This is a genomic window from Haloferax sp. SDI50 (assembly GCF_059802635.1).
The window spans coordinates 716,543-729,625 of the sequence record NZ_JBPULL010000001.1 but is presented as its reverse complement, the minus strand read 5'-3'; the positions used below and the strand labels follow the sequence as shown (position 1 = coordinate 729,625).

Sequence of the window (13,083 nt, the reverse complement as noted above, 5' to 3'; positions counted from 1 at the left end):
GTTTGATATCTGCTTAGACGTATCCCGTTGTAATGCTCTAGAAGTGCCGTAGAGTCGAATCTCGATTGTCTCCGTGGGAGTCTAGGGGTTAGCCTGTCAGTCGATGCCAATCACTATTTGATTTGCCTCTGACGTGTGGATGATGAGCGCTCCAATAGACGCGATAGAACAAGAGGTTGAGCGTCTTGAGCAGGATGCTACAGAGATTGAGGATAGATTTACTGAGTTTTTCCGAAAGTGTAGCACGCGAAGTAGTGGAATGGGTACTATCTGGAACACACCCACAGAAGAGGCATCAAGAATTCAGAGAGAAGTGCTACGTGACTACGAGATATGGTACAATTCTGCTCACCCATTGGTCTCTGAATACATCCCTAGCCGACTGGACGATTTTGAAAAACAGCAGAAAAAATTCAAACAACGCCTTCTACTCAAAAAGGGTGCACGTAGCAATATTGAGGACGTGATTCACCGTCAAAATGGATATTTCGGCACACAAAGAGGAATTGTGCAATCGGTACCTGCGAGAGTGAGAGTAGAAGAGTTAAAAATTAGAAATCGAGTCTCTAAGGATGTCTCTCAGAGCGAGTTGGACAAGGCAAGAGACCTATTTGATAATGGCGAGGTCCGGGCAAGTGGTGTAATCGCTGGTATCGCGCTTGAGCGGTATCTCTTGATGCTGTGTCAGAATTCGGATTCAGATATCGATTACAACTACAATGATGGAATCTCGGCGTTAGCGCAGAAGTTGTATGAAGCTGATGTGATTGATTCGTCGCCTCATAGCCATCTCAAGCATTTAGCCACAATTCGAGCGGATTGCGCTCACGCGAATGAGGTAGAGCCAGATGAGAGTGATGTGCGCCGTCTTCTTGAGGATGCTGAGGACTATATTCGCGGTCGAAAGATTTAGCGCGCCTATCTCCGCGATGTCTGGTTCAAGTAATTTCTTATCGAGTCCGGCCCATCATTGAGATGAATCGCGTGATAGCGATAGGGTGGATTCGGAAACATGGTCAAATCGACCCTCAGAGGCCTGAGGTATTATATAACGACCTCTACGCGGTCGCGTAATTTGGCTTCAGTAGAATTTCGAATGGGTTGGGGCGGATTCGAACCGCCGGCCTGCTCCGTGTGAAGGAGCCGTCATAACCTGGCTAGACCACCAACCCGGCTACGATTCTGCTTTCCCGCGCCGCCAATTAAGACTTACGTTGTGCCCCGATTCGGGGCACAAACGCACCTACTCGGGTCGCCGCACGCGACGCCGAACCCGCCCGGCGACCCGCCGACTCCGCGTCGCCGCCCGGCGTGCCCCGTACTCGACGCGTTCCCGCCGCGTCTGCGGCGCAGGTTCTTCCTCGTCTTCGACTTCGCGCCCGAGCGCCGCTATGAGGCGGCGACGGAGCGGTGCCGTCTCCTCGTCGAGTCCGGCGTACAGGTGCTCGAACCCCCGTCGGAAGTAGTACCGCGCGTCGGTGAAATGTCGGTTCATACCTCCGGATAGTCCCGGGGACGAGAAAACGGTTATGTCAGGCGGTACCGAATCTCATATGTCTGAGAAAGAGCGATACACTTTAGTGATTCTTAGGCATACCTAAAACTGGGAACGCAGGCCACGCTTCGTGGTCGGTCCCAGTTAGCGTCTGGCCCCTTCCGGGACGGCGATACCGTGGGCACGATTCGTCCGTCCTGGTCCCATTATCCTCGTGAGCGACTGCACCGCCCGCGCCGACCCCGGCCGGTGCGGCGGCCGCTCGGACTCAGTACGTCGGTGACTCCTCGGGTACCCCGTCGCGCTTGTTGACCAGTCGCGCGAAGACGAACAGCGCGTCGGAGAGGCGGTTGAGGTACGCGACGACCTCCTCGTTGACGGGTTCTTCGGCCGCGAGCGAGACGGCGCGGCGCTCGGCCCGCCGCGACACCGCGCGGGCGTGGTGGAGTTTGGCCCCCGTCTCGCTCCCGCCGGGAAGGATAAACGACGTGAGCGGGTCCAGTTCCTCGTCGGCCTCGTCTATCCACGCTTCGAGTTCGTCCACGTGGTCGGCGGCTATCTGCGGGTCGCCCTCGTCGGGGTCGGGGTTCGCGAGGTCGGCCTGCACGATGTGGAGGTGGTTCTGGACGGCTTCGAGTACGTCGTCCACGTCGTCGTGGCCGGTCGGACGGACCGTCCCGATGAGGGCGTTCACCTCGTCGACCGTCCCGTAGGCCTCGATTCGGTGGCTCGTCTTCGACACGCGGGTCATGTCCCGCAGGTCGGTCATCCCCTCGTCGCCGCGGCCGGTGTATATCTTCATGCCAGCGTCTGGTCGACGTACCGGAGGATGTTCTCGCTCTCGGACATCGTCACGCCGCGGTCGCCGTCAACGAGAACGGGAACGCCGCGCTGACCGCTCACGCGCTTGACTTCGTTGCGGTCCGAGTGCAGCGCGTCGACCCACTGCGTCTCGTAGTCGACGCCCGCCTCCGAGAGCGCGTCGTGGACTTTCTCGCAGTACGGACAGCCGTCGAGCGCGTAGAGTTCGATTCCCATGTCTCGCCGTTGGACGCGCCGACCCAAAGAGATTTGCACGCCGGTCGGTCCGACCGCCGCGCCTCGACCGTCGTGCCGTCGGTGCCCCGTGCGCTGTCGCGGCTCGTCACCCGCCAGTTTTAGACACATCAAAATTCAGACTTAGAGCAACAAATCTATATGGTAGCTTGTATCTATTTCACATAGTGATGAACACGAACGCAGATTCGTCCGCCCCCAAACTCTCTCGGCGGTCGGTCGTCGCGGCCGGTTCCGGTCTGTTGACGGCCGGTCTCGCGGGCTGTCTCGGCGGCGGTGGCGGCGCGGGAAGCGGAAGCGACGGTTCGAACACCGGTTCGAACGACGCCTCCGGCGGGTCCGAGTCCGAAGACGGCCCTGTCGTGGTCGCGTCGTTCTTCAGCTTCTACGACTTCGCGCGCAAGGTCGCGGCCGACACCCCGGTGACGCTGAAGAACCTCATCCCGACGGGGCTCCACGGCCACGGCTGGGAACCGGACGCGAGCGTCACGCGCGACATCATCGAAGCCGACGCGTTCGTCCACGTCGGGAAGGACTTCCAGCCGTGGGCCGACCGCGCCATCCAGACGCTGAAAGACGACGGCGTGGACACCCAGCTCATCAACGTCCGCGAGGGCGTCGAACTCGTGGAACTCGCGGCGAGTCTCGACCGCGACGAGGAGGGCGTCGGTGAGGGTCGCGGGAGGGACCCCCACTTCTGGCTCGACCCGCGGCGCGCCAAGACCGCCGTCGACAACATCACCGAAGGGCTGGTCGAACTCGCCCCCGAGTACGAGGAGACGTTCCGCGACAACGCCGACGCGTACAAGGTCGACGTGCTCGACCGCATCGACCGCGACTACCGGGACATCTTCGACCGGGCGTCGCGCAAGGTCGTCCAGTTGGCGGCCCACAACGCCTTCCAGTACATCGGCGTCCGCTACGGCGTCGAGATGCGCCCGCTCGTCGTCAACCTCGCCGCCAGCGGCGACGTGAAGCCCTCGGACATCACCGAGGCCAAGCGCGTCATCGAGGACAACGACATCCGGTACATCGGCGCGGGCGTCTTCGAGACGCGCCGCCCCGCGAAACAGCTCATCGCCGAGACGCCCGTCGAGGCGTACTTCCCCGTCACCCCCTACGCGGGCGTCCGCGAGGACTGGGTCGCAAACGACTGGGGCTACGAGGAAATCGCGTACAACATCAATATGCCCACCTTTGAGGTCGTCCTCGGCAACAAGTCGCCCGAGGAGGTCGGTCCCGACGGCTGGGCGGACGAGTGGAGGAACTTCGAATGAGCGCACTGAGAAACGGCGCGTCCGCGGAATCCACCGACACCGGCGTCTCCGACGACGCGAGCCGAGACGCCGGCGGCTCGTCCGACCCCCTCGTCGAACTCACAGATGTCGAGTTCGGCTACACCGCGACGCCGGTCGTCGAAGACATCTCGCTCCGCATCGACCCCGGCGAGTACGTCGCCATCGTCGGGCCGAACGGGTCGGGGAAATCGACGCTGATGAAGCTCATCCTCGGTCTGCTCCGGCCCGACGAGGGGACCGCACGGCTGTTCGGCGAGCCCGCCCACGCCTTCGACGACGGCGCGCGCATCGGCTACGTCGCCCAGCACGCCAGCGCCTCCAAGGAGATGCCCATCACCGTCCACGAGGTCGTGAAGATGGGTCGGTTCCCCCACGTCGGCTTCGGCCGACTCTCCGCGGAGGACCACCGCATCGTCGACGAGGCGCTCGCCACGGTCGGGATGTCCGACTTCGCGGACCGCCGGGTGACGAAGCTCTCGGGCGGCCAGCGCCAGCGCGCCTTCATCGCCCGCGCGCTCGCCGGCGAGGCCGACCTGCTCGTCTTGGACGAGCCGACCGTCGGCGTCGACGCCGAGTCGGTCGACGCCTTCTACGACCTGCTCGAATCGCTCAACGAGGAGGGCATCACGATTCTCCTCATCGAACACGACCTCGGCGCGGTCACAGACCACGCCCGGCGCGTCGTCTGTCTCAACCGCGAGGTCTACTTCGACGGCCCGACCGACGAGTTCGTCGACAGCGACGCGCTCGCGCGGGCGTTCGGGACGGCGGCCTCGTTCGCGGGCGGTTCGGGCGGTGGTCGCCCGTGATACCCGTCGAACTGGTCGCCGCGTTGCAGGCGGGGCCGTTAGACGCCGTCCTCGCGCCTCTCTACTGGCTTCTCGCGCTGTGGTCCGACCTGCTTTTCGCCGTCGGTGACGCGACCGGCCTCGGCTTCCTCGACTACCGGTTCATGCACCGCGCCATTCTCGTCGGCCTCTGTATCGGCGTGATGGCCCCCCTCATCGGGACGTTTCTCGTCCACAGACAGCTCGCGCTCATCGGCGACGCGCTCGCCCACACCGCCTTCGCCGGGGTCGCCGTCGGCCTCTTTCTCAACGGCGTGTTCAGCCTCGGCGTCTCGCCGTACCTGACCGCCGTCGTCGTCGCGGTTATCGCGGCGCTCCTCATCGAACTCATCTCGGAGGCGACCGACGCCTACAACGACGTGTCGATGGCTATCGTGCTCTCGACGGGGTTCGCGCTGGGGACCGTCCTCATCAGCCTCAACGCGGGCGGCCTCGCGGTCGGCATCAACCAGTATCTCTTCGGCAACCTCTCGACCGTCTCCGCGGAGAACGCGGCCATCCTGCTCGTGCTATTCGCCGTCATCGTCGGCACCGTCGCGCTCACGCGCAACCAACTGCTCTACGTGACGTTCGACGAGACGGCCGCCGCGGTCTCGGGTATCTCGGTCACGTGGTACAACCGCGTGATGGTCATGCTGACCGCGCTGGTCGTCGTCGGCGCGATGCAAATCATGGGCGTCATCCTCGTCGCCGCCATGCTCGTCGTCCCCGTCGCGGGCGCGGCGCAGGTCTCCCGAAGCTTCTCGGAGTCGCTTCTCGTCTCCGTCGTGCTGGCCGAACTCGCCGTGCTCCTCGGCATCGGCGCGTCCTACTACGGCGAGGCGACCGCGGGCGGCGTCATCGTCCTCGTCGCGGTCGGCATCTACGTCGTCGCCGTCGCCATCGGCAAGGTACAGGCGCGCGCCGGCGAGGACGCGACGCCCGAACTGGGGAGCATCGACTCCCGCGAGGCGTAGCCGCGGGACTCGACTGCACTCTCTCCTGTCTGCGCTCGGTAGACGGTCGCCGCACGCGGACTGACGTGGAATCCGACCGCAACCCCGATTTGCTATCGCGATATTTGGTTTATTTTCTCTTCCACAGCGTCCGCGAACCAATATCTTCAACAACGACTACCACGGATTCGACCCCATGAGCGACCTCGAAATCGAACGCGAGTGCCCGGCCTGCGGCAACGACACGTTCTACCTCGCCGCCAGCATGGAGATTCACCTCGGCACGAAGACGAAGTGGCACTGCACGGAGTGCGACTACGGCTACATCCACATCACGGACGACATCGAGACGTACGCGAAGGCCGAAGCGTAACCGCGAAAAAGGGTTTTCTCGTTATTCGTCGTCGCCGAGCGCCCGCCACGAGAGCCGCGGGTTCCGCGCGGCCGACACCTGGTCGATGCGGCGGGCGCTGGTCTTCGAGGGCGCGGTTTCGAGCGCCTCGTCGGAGTCGGCGTACGCCGCGTTGAAGGCGTGTGCGAGGTCGTCGAGCGACGCCTTGTCTTCGACTTCCGTCGGCTCCGTGAGCATCGCCTGCGAGACGAGTTCGGGCCACTTCGTCGTCGGCGGGTGGACGCCGTAGTCGAGCATGCGCTTCGCCACGTCGGCGGCGTCGCGGTCGCCCGAGGTCGCCGCGAACTCGTGGTGGAACGGCCCGTACGGCACATCGAGGTCTAGCTGTGAGGCGAGGTAGTTGGCGTTGAGGACGGCCTTCGCGCTGGCGTCCGCGAGGCCCGCGTCACCGAGGCGGGCGATGTAGGCGTACGCCTTCACGAGCACGAGCCAGTTGCCGGCGAAGCCGTGGACCTTGCCGATAGAGGACTCGGGTTCGTACTGTTCGTAGCCGGCGGCCGTCTCGCGGACCATCGGGCTCGGGAGGAACTCCGCGAGCTCTTCGACTACGCCGACCGGGCCGGCACCGGGGCCGCCGCCGCCGTGCGGCGTGGCGAACGTCTTGTGGACGTTGTAGTGCATGATGTCGAAGCCCATGTCGCCGGGGCGGGCGCGGCCGAGCAGCGCGTTGAGGTTCGCGCCGTCGTAGTACAGCAGGCCGCCGGCGTCGTGGACCAGCTCAGCGATATCGACGATGTCGCGCTCGAACAGCCCCAGCGTGTTGGGGTTGGTAAGCATGAGCGCGGCCGTCTCCTCGGAGACGGCGGCGTCTAACGCCTCCATGTCGACGCGGCCGTCGTCGTCGGAGGGGAGTTCGACCACGTCGTAGCCGGCCATCGCGGCCGACGCGAAGTTCGTCCCGTGGGCCGACGAGGGGATGATAATCTCCGAGCGGTCGTCGCCGCGCGACTCGTGGTACGCCTTGGCGACGAGGATGCCCGTGAACTCGCCCGCGGCACCCGCCGGGGGCTGGAGCGTCACGGCGTCCATCCCGCCGATATCCGCGAGATACTCCTGCAGGCCGTGCAGGAGGCCGAGCGTCCCCTGAACCGTCCGGTCGGAGCGGTCGGGGTGGACCCCGGCGTTGGGGTCCGCGGCCACGTCCTCCGTGAACGAGGGGTTGTACTTCATCGTACACGACCCGAGCGGGTACGGCCCGAGTTCGACGCTGTAGTTCATCTGCGACAGGCGCGTGTAGTGCCGCGCCAGTTGCGGCTCCGACAGCGCCGGGAGCGTCAGTTCGTCGCGGGTCAGATCGTCGGGGAGGACGCCCTCGGAATCGACCTCGACGGTGGTGCTGTCCTTTTCGGACAGGAGCGGTTCGTACTCGTTGTCGCGGCTGAATCGGGCTTGGTCGAAGTTCATCAGATGACCTCCTCGAAGGCCGCGACCAGTCCGTCCGCGGCGTCGGCGTTCGCGTCGGTGATACAGACCTGTAAGTGGTGGTCGTCGAGGGCGTGGACCGCGAAGCCGCGGCCCGCGAGATCGTTCGTGATGGCGGGCGCGGGCTGGTCCGTCCGGACGACGAACTCGCGGAAGTGGTGGCGGTCGTACAGCGGCGCTTTGACGCCCGAGAGGTCGTCCAGCCGGGCGGCGAGGTCGCGCGCGTCGGTGACGGCCTGCGTCGCGAGGTCGACGAGGCGGTCGGGGCCGAGCCACGCCATGTGCATGGCCGTTCGGAGCGCGACCCACGCCTGATTCGTACAGATGTTCGAGGTCGCGCGCTCCTTGCGGATGTGCTGTTCGCGGGTCTGGAGCGTCAGCGTGAACGCCCGCATATCCGCGCTGTCCTCGGAGACGCCGACGAGGCGACCGGGGACCTGCCGGAGGTACTCTTCGCGGGTGGCGAAGATGCCGAGACCCATGCCGTAGGCCGTGCCGATGCCGAGCGCGCCGGCCTCGCCGACGACCACGTCAGCGCCGACGCTCGCGGGCTCTTCGAGCAGCGCGAGCGCCACGAGGTCGCTGCCGAGACAGAACAGCGCGTCGTTGTCGTGAGCGAGGTCACCGATGTCGGTGAGTCGCTCCTCGATGACGCCCCGGACCGTCGGGGTCTCGGCGTACACCATCACGGTCTCGTCGTCGACGAGGTCCGCGAGGGCCTCGACGTCGACCGCGCCGTCGTCCATCGGGTACTCGCCGATTTCCATCTCCGCGCCGTCGAGGTAGTTCTCCAAGACGCCGAGGCGGCCCTCGTGGAGGTGTTCGGGGACGAGCACGCGGTGGCCGCTCGCGCCGCGGCGGAGGCGGTTCGCGAGGAGCGCGGCCTCGGCGAGCGCCGTCGCGGCGTCGTACATCGAGCAGTTGGCGACCGGAAGCCCGGTCAGTTCGACCAGCATCGACTGGTACTCGAACAGCACCTGCAGGAAGCCCTGCGCGATTTCGGGCTGGTACTGCGTGTACGAGGTGAGGAACTCAGAGCGCCGCGAGAGGTCGTCGACCAGCGCCGGCACGTAGTGGGCGTGGTGGCCGCGGCCGAGGAACTCCGTCAGCTCCTCGTTGCGCGAAAACAGGTCGGCCATGGCGTTCCTGAGCTCCTGTTCGTCGGTGCCGGAGACGCCGAACTCGCCGTCGAATCGGACCTCCTCGGGGATGTCGAAGAGCGCTTCGACGCTGTCGACGCCGACGGCGTTCAGCATCGCTTCCTCGTCGGCGTCGGTGTGTGGGGCGTACGGGCTTCCGGCCCGCCGTCCGTTTCCAGCCGTCATCTCACTCCGTCTGCTCGCGGTACTCCTCGGGGGAGAGGAGGTCGTCGAACTCGCTTTCGTCGGCCGGATCGACTTCGAGCATCCAGCCGTCGCCGTAGGGGTTGTCGTTGAGGAGTTCCGGGGCGTCGAACAGCTCCTCGTTGACGGCCGTGACCGTGCCCGAGACGGGGGCGTAGAGGTCCGAGACGGCCTTGATGCTCTCGACCACGCCGAACTCCTCGCCGGCGGCGAGTTCGTCGCCCTCGGCGGGGAGTTCGACGAAGACGACATCGCCCAGTTCGTCCTGTGCGAAGTCGGAAATGCCGATACGGACGGTGTCGCCCTCGGTGGTGGTCCATTCGTGCGATTCCAGATACTTCCGGTCGTCAGGGATTTCGAACATTGTCAGTTGATGAAGGGGGGTGTCACGATTACTGCGCGCTTCTCGCGGCCGCGGACGAGCACCGAAACCTCGGTCTCGTCGTCGGCGTACTCGACGGGGACGTAGCCGAGACCGATGGGCTCCGACAGCGTCGGGCTCATCGTCCCGCTCGTCACGACGCCGATGACCCCGCCGTCCGCACCGGCGATGTCGTAGCCGTGCCGGGGAACGCCGCGGTCGAGGAGGGCGAAGCCGACGAAGGTCTCGTCGACGCCGACCTCGCGCTGTCGTTCGAGGGCGTCGCGCCCCACGAACTCGGTGTCGAGGTCGACGACGAAGCCGATGCCGGCCTCGTAGGGGGTCCGGGGCTCCGTCTCGGGGTCGAAGTCCTGTCCCGAGAGCAGGTAGCCCATCTCCAGTCGGAGCGTGTCGCGGGAGCCGAGCCCGCAGGGGGTCGCCTCGAGCGCCGCCCAGACGGTCTCGGCGTCGGCCCACGGACAGAGGAGCTCGAAGCCGTCCTCGCCGGTGTAGCCCGTCCGGGCCACCCAGCACTCGACGCCCGCCACGTCGGCGAACGTCGCCTGAAACTTCGAGAGGTCCCCGAGGGCCGCGCCGGGCGCGGCGTCGGTGACCGAATCGAGGGCGTCGGGCCCCTGTACCGCGAACATCGCCCAGTCCTCGGTCACGTCCTCGACGGTGGCGTCGAGGCCCCAGTCGTCGCGGAACGAGGTCCATCGGTCGTACATCTCCTCGTCGTGGCCGGCGTTCGGGACGAAGAGATAGACCCGCTCGTCGCGGTCGGGGAGTCGGTAGACGACGGTGTCGTCGAGGATGACGCCCTCGTCGTTCACGATGGCCGAGTACTGCGAGTCACCCGGTTCGAGGGCCGTCACGTCGTTCGTCGTCAGGCGTTGCATCAGCGCGGTCGCGTCCGGGCCGGACACCTCGATTTCGCTCATGTGCGAAACGTCGAAGATGCCGACCGACTCGCGGACGGCCGCGTGTTCGGCCTTGATGGAGTCGTACTCCACAGGCATGTCCCATCCGCCGAACTCGGTGAACGTCGCCCCGGCGTCCGCGTGGACGTCGTACAACGGCGGCTTGCGAAGGCCCATACAGGCCCCTGCGAACTGCGATAAGTAATGCTTTGGTATCTGTTCGCTCGGTCTGTTCAGTATCTTGCATGAATGCGGGGGGAGAAGCGGAGTAAAACACCACGAATCCGCAACCACATGGCGAAATCTGCCGTCCGAACGCGACGCTGACCGGGGCCGCGGTGGACGTGATAAACCGATTATTGCGATATCGAATTCGGCGCGCTGCGCGTGCGTCGAGGGACAGTTCGCTACTGCGTTTGGTCCAGCAGATGGGCTCGTGCGTCCGAGACGGTCAGCGGAACGTCGTCAACGTCGAGTATCCCCTCGAACAACCGCACCGTCGTCGGCGGCCGGAGACCGTTGTCTCTCAGCAGGGAGGTGTCTGTCAAAACGTCTCGAACGGGGCCGTCCGCCGCTATCGACCCCTCCTTCCCGACGACGAGTACTCGGTCGGCAATCTCGGGCACGGCGTCCACGGACGGCGTGAACAACACCGCGGTCCCCTCGTGGCCGGTCACCAGTTTCAAGATGCGTTCTCGGTAGCCGGCGTCGACAGCGCCGAACGGCTCGTCAAGCAGGAGCACCTCCGGCTCGAACGCGAGGACGCTCGCGACCGCCGCCCGCTGTTTCTCGCCCCCCGACAGACGGAACGGGGGGCGGTCCAGCAGGCTCTCTAACCCGAGTTCGGCCGCGAGGTGCGCGACTCGCTGTGTCGCTGCCTGCCGTGACATCCCGAGCTGGGCCGGCCCGTATTCGATGTCCTCGCGGACGGTCGTATTGAACAGGTAGTCGTCGGGGTCTTGCAGGAGCACGCCGAGGCGGTCCCTGACGGCTTCGGCATCCGCCGTCTCACCGAAGTACTCGACCGTTCCGGCCGTCGGCTCGACGAGGCCGCCGAGCACGAGTTGCAGCGTGCTCTTTCCCGACCCGTTCGCACCGATGACGGCAACTCGCTCTCCCGCCTCGATTGTGACCGTCACGTCTCGGAGCGCCGTCGTTCCGTCCGGGTATTCGTGTGTCAGTCCCCGGGCTTCGATTACAGGCCCCATCGAATCACCCCCGAGCCGGCGACGGCCACGACGGCGAGCGCGACCAGCGCGTAGTCGCCCTTGTCGACGGCCCGCGACCGGCTGTACGGTGACGGCGGTCGGGACCCGCCGCGGGCCCGCATCCCGCGGCCGACCCGTTCGCCGCGGTCGAGCGTCCGCAACAGGAACGTCCCGACGAGCCGTTTCGCATCGCGCCACCCGTCGCGGAGGGTAGACCGCCCGGTCGTGCGACTGTTCCGTGCGAGAACGAGTCGCTGTAACTCGTCGAAAAACAGGAACAGGTAGCGATAGGTGACGGCGACGACCCACACGAGCGCGACCGGGACGCGCAGTTCCCGCATGGCCGCGACCACCGACGAGAACGGCGTCGTCATCACGGTGAGCGACAGCAGCGCGACGCCGACGCCGACGCGGAGTGTGAACAGCACGACGTACGCGACGCCGGCGTCAGTGACGGCGAACCCGAACGCCCGCACGAGCGCGTCCCCGGGGAGCAGTACGGCTTGGGGAACGACGATACCGGCGGAGACGAGCGGCACGACCGCCGAGCGTGCGAGCAACTGTCGGAGCGGAACCGCCGACAGCCGCGCCAAGAGGACGGTCACGACGCCGAAACAGAGGGTGACAGCGACGGTTCGCGTAATCATCACCGCCAGCGCGAGGCCAGCGACCGAACACAGGGAGACGCGAGGGTCCCGTCGCTGGAGGAACCCGTCGGACGAGGCCACCTGCTCGGCCGTGAACACGGACCGAAGCGCCCCCGTGATGGATTCGACCGAGCGGCCGACGACGCCGGTCACTGTTCGAGGAGGCGACCGACTCCGACTCCGACCGCCAGCGTGAGCCCCGTCCCGACGACCGCCGAGACGAGCGTTCCGAGCGGCGAACTGAGCCCCGGGACGGAGTAGTCCGGTAGCAGTCCGGGACTGACGGGGTCGGCCGCGTCGGCCGCTCCGGTCTCTTCGGCGGCGTTTTCGAGCGGTTCGGCGTACCCGACTGCGCCGGACGCCCAGCCGAACACGGGAGCCAAGACGACGAGCACGAGCAGCCCGATGAGCGCCCGCCGTCCCCAGGAGTCAGACACGAGCGCGTTCACAGGCCCACCTCCGGGGAAAGCGAGTCGTCGTCGAGTCGCCCGAGCACGAGGTCCGGCCGAGCGTCCGCGACGTAGCCGTAGACCGCGGCCGTAATCGCGCCCTCGACGAGCCCCAAGAGCGCGTGGCCGACGACCATTATCAGCACGGTCACGCTCAGCTCGTAAGCGAACGCCGACGAGAGGCCGATGCCGACGCCGACGACCAGCGCCGAGACGGTAATCGCTCCCCACCCGGCGACGAACGCAGCGCCGGTTTCGTGAACCCCTCGGAGCGCCCGGAAGAGGGCGTACCCGACGAGGACGTCGACGACGGCCATCGCAAAGAGGTTCGCACCGAGCGCGATGATGCCGCCGTCACCGAACACGAGCGCCTGTATCGTCACGACGGCACTCATCGCGAGGACGCCGAGATACGGTCCGAGGAGGATACCCGCGAACGCCCCGCCGACGAAATGAGCGCTCGTCCCGCCCGGAATCGGCCAGTTCAGCATCTGCGCGGCGAAGATACCTGCTGCAACGACGCCGAGAAGCGGCGTCCGTTCGTCACCGAGTTCGCCGCGGGCGCGTCTGACTGCGATACCGATTACGATGCCGGAGCCGAGCCAGAAGAGACCCGCCACCCAGGGGTCGAGGAAGCCGTCCGGAATGTGCATTCGTATCACACGTGTGATTCGGTCAAGCAATAATAC

General features: G+C 65.8%; 16 protein-coding genes and 1 tRNA gene. 5 read left to right on the top strand and 12 right to left on the bottom strand.

Annotation, left to right across the window (positions count from 1 at the left end; genetic code table 11):
- Window positions 1–142: 142 nt before the first annotated feature.
- A complete protein-coding gene (locus tag ACSR87_RS03885) occupies window positions 143–913 on the top strand; it encodes a hypothetical protein (protein WP_498529570.1) in 771 nt (256 codons plus the stop codon).
- Window positions 914–1,097: 184 nt separating this feature from the next.
- On the opposite strand, the gene ACSR87_RS03880 is transcribed toward ACSR87_RS03885, so the two are convergent.
- The 4 genes from ACSR87_RS03880 to ACSR87_RS03865 all read right to left on the bottom strand — a co-directional run bounded on the left by ACSR87_RS03880 (window position 1,098) and on the right by ACSR87_RS03865 (window position 2,533).
- Window positions 1,098–1,172: transfer RNA gene (locus ACSR87_RS03880), tRNA-Val, on the bottom strand.
- A 71-nt stretch (window positions 1,173–1,243) separates the two neighbouring features.
- Complete coding sequence (locus ACSR87_RS03875; RefSeq protein WP_498529569.1) at window positions 1,244–1,495, bottom strand: hypothetical protein; 252 nt, start codon at window positions 1,493–1,495, stop codon at window positions 1,244–1,246.
- Between the two features lie 268 nt (window positions 1,496–1,763).
- A complete protein-coding gene (locus ACSR87_RS03870) occupies window positions 1,764–2,297 on the bottom strand; it encodes a cob(I)yrinic acid a,c-diamide adenosyltransferase (RefSeq protein WP_004062575.1) in 534 nt (177 codons plus the stop codon).
- A complete protein-coding gene (locus ACSR87_RS03865) occupies window positions 2,294–2,533 on the bottom strand; it encodes a glutaredoxin family protein (protein ID WP_004969721.1) in 240 nt (79 codons plus the stop codon). The genes ACSR87_RS03870 and ACSR87_RS03865 overlap by 4 nt, the downstream gene beginning before the upstream one ends.
- Before the next feature lie 188 nt (window positions 2,534–2,721).
- Here ACSR87_RS03865 and ACSR87_RS03860 point away from each other — a divergent pair, with 188 nt between their 5' ends.
- From ACSR87_RS03860 to ACSR87_RS03845, 4 genes are all read left to right on the top strand, one after another.
- Complete coding sequence (locus ACSR87_RS03860) at window positions 2,722–3,828, top strand: metal ABC transporter substrate-binding protein (RefSeq protein ID WP_498529568.1); 1,107 nt, start codon at window positions 2,722–2,724, stop codon at window positions 3,826–3,828.
- Window positions 3,825–4,658 (top strand): metal ABC transporter ATP-binding protein, encoded by an 834-nt coding sequence (locus tag ACSR87_RS03855; RefSeq protein WP_498529567.1) that lies wholly within the window; start codon window positions 3,825–3,827, stop codon window positions 4,656–4,658. The genes ACSR87_RS03860 and ACSR87_RS03855 overlap by 4 nt, the downstream gene beginning before the upstream one ends.
- The gene (locus tag ACSR87_RS03850) at window positions 4,655–5,653 is read left to right on the top strand and encodes a metal ABC transporter permease (RefSeq protein ID WP_498529566.1); all 999 of its coding nucleotides are present in this window, start codon (window positions 4,655–4,657) and stop codon (window positions 5,651–5,653) included. Before ACSR87_RS03855 ends, ACSR87_RS03850 begins: the two co-directional genes overlap by 4 nt.
- A 175-nt stretch (window positions 5,654–5,828) precedes the next feature.
- Window positions 5,829–6,005, top strand: coding sequence for a DUF7838 family putative zinc beta-ribbon protein (locus ACSR87_RS03845; RefSeq protein ID WP_004042289.1), 177 nt, complete (start codon window positions 5,829–5,831; stop codon window positions 6,003–6,005).
- A gap of 21 nt (window positions 6,006–6,026) precedes the next feature.
- Here the strand turns inward: ACSR87_RS03845 and gcvPB are convergent, their stop codons facing one another.
- The 8 genes from gcvPB to ACSR87_RS03805 form a co-directional block, all read right to left on the bottom strand.
- On the bottom strand, window positions 6,027–7,448 hold the full coding sequence (gcvPB, locus tag ACSR87_RS03840) for an aminomethyl-transferring glycine dehydrogenase subunit GcvPB (protein WP_498529565.1): 1,422 nt from the start codon (window positions 7,446–7,448) through the stop codon (window positions 6,027–6,029).
- Window positions 7,448–8,791 carry an aminomethyl-transferring glycine dehydrogenase subunit GcvPA gene (gcvPA, locus tag ACSR87_RS03835; RefSeq protein WP_498529564.1) on the bottom strand — a complete coding sequence of 448 codons (1,344 nt, stop codon included), beginning with the start codon at window positions 8,789–8,791 and terminating at the stop codon, window positions 7,448–7,450. The genes gcvPB and gcvPA overlap by 1 nt, the downstream gene beginning before the upstream one ends.
- Before the next feature lies 1 nt (window position 8,792).
- Window positions 8,793–9,173: a glycine cleavage system protein GcvH gene (gcvH, locus tag ACSR87_RS03830; RefSeq protein WP_498529563.1), complete on the bottom strand. Its 381-nt coding sequence runs from the start codon at window positions 9,171–9,173 to the stop codon at window positions 8,793–8,795.
- Window positions 9,174–9,175: 2 nt separating this feature from the next.
- Entirely contained in the window at window positions 9,176–10,267 is a 1,092-nt protein-coding gene (gene gcvT / locus ACSR87_RS03825) for a glycine cleavage system aminomethyltransferase GcvT (RefSeq protein ID WP_498529562.1), read from the bottom strand.
- A gap of 230 nt (window positions 10,268–10,497) precedes the next feature.
- The gene (locus ACSR87_RS03820; RefSeq protein ID WP_498529561.1) at window positions 10,498–11,298 is read right to left on the bottom strand and encodes an energy-coupling factor ABC transporter ATP-binding protein; all 801 of its coding nucleotides are present in this window, start codon (window positions 11,296–11,298) and stop codon (window positions 10,498–10,500) included.
- Window positions 11,286–12,098: a cobalt ECF transporter T component CbiQ gene (gene cbiQ / locus ACSR87_RS03815; protein ID WP_498529560.1), complete on the bottom strand. Its 813-nt coding sequence runs from the start codon at window positions 12,096–12,098 to the stop codon at window positions 11,286–11,288. Before cbiQ ends, ACSR87_RS03820 begins: the two co-directional genes overlap by 13 nt.
- The gene (locus ACSR87_RS03810; RefSeq protein WP_004042296.1) at window positions 12,095–12,394 is read right to left on the bottom strand and encodes a PDGLE domain-containing protein; all 300 of its coding nucleotides are present in this window, start codon (window positions 12,392–12,394) and stop codon (window positions 12,095–12,097) included. Before ACSR87_RS03810 ends, cbiQ begins: the two co-directional genes overlap by 4 nt.
- On the bottom strand, window positions 12,391–13,047 hold the full coding sequence (locus ACSR87_RS03805; RefSeq protein ID WP_115802957.1) for an energy-coupling factor ABC transporter permease: 657 nt from the start codon (window positions 13,045–13,047) through the stop codon (window positions 12,391–12,393). The genes ACSR87_RS03810 and ACSR87_RS03805 overlap by 4 nt, the downstream gene beginning before the upstream one ends.
- Window positions 13,048–13,083 lie beyond the last annotated feature (36 nt).

Excerpts from the sequence above, each read along its gene's own strand:
- ACSR87_RS03805 (WP_115802957.1), bottom strand. The coding sequence starts at position 13,047 with ATGCACATTCCGGACGGCTTCCTCGACCCCTGGGTGGCGGGTCTCTTC.
- ACSR87_RS03845 (WP_004042289.1), top strand. The coding sequence starts at position 5,829 with ATGAGCGACCTCGAAATCGAACGCGAGTGCCCGGCCTGCGGCAACGAC.
- gcvT (WP_498529562.1), bottom strand. The coding sequence starts at position 10,267 with ATGGGCCTTCGCAAGCCGCCGTTGTACGACGTCCACGCGGACGCCGGG.
- ACSR87_RS03820 (WP_498529561.1), bottom strand. The coding sequence starts at position 11,298 with ATGGGGCCTGTAATCGAAGCCCGGGGACTGACACACGAATACCCGGAC.
- gcvPA (WP_498529564.1), bottom strand. The coding sequence starts at position 8,791 with ATGACGGCTGGAAACGGACGGCGGGCCGGAAGCCCGTACGCCCCACAC.
- gcvH (WP_498529563.1), bottom strand. The coding sequence starts at position 9,173 with ATGTTCGAAATCCCTGACGACCGGAAGTATCTGGAATCGCACGAATGG.
- ACSR87_RS03860 (WP_498529568.1), top strand. The coding sequence starts at position 2,722 with ATGAACACGAACGCAGATTCGTCCGCCCCCAAACTCTCTCGGCGGTCG.
- ACSR87_RS03875 (WP_498529569.1), bottom strand. The coding sequence starts at position 1,495 with ATGAACCGACATTTCACCGACGCGCGGTACTACTTCCGACGGGGGTTC.
- ACSR87_RS03865 (WP_004969721.1), bottom strand. The coding sequence starts at position 2,533 with ATGGGAATCGAACTCTACGCGCTCGACGGCTGTCCGTACTGCGAGAAA.
- ACSR87_RS03855 (WP_498529567.1), top strand. The coding sequence starts at position 3,825 with ATGAGCGCACTGAGAAACGGCGCGTCCGCGGAATCCACCGACACCGGC.
- ACSR87_RS03870 (WP_004062575.1), bottom strand. The coding sequence starts at position 2,297 with ATGAAGATATACACCGGCCGCGGCGACGAGGGGATGACCGACCTGCGG.
- ACSR87_RS03885 (WP_498529570.1), top strand. The coding sequence starts at position 143 with ATGAGCGCTCCAATAGACGCGATAGAACAAGAGGTTGAGCGTCTTGAG.
- gcvPB (WP_498529565.1), bottom strand. The coding sequence starts at position 7,448 with ATGAACTTCGACCAAGCCCGATTCAGCCGCGACAACGAGTACGAACCG.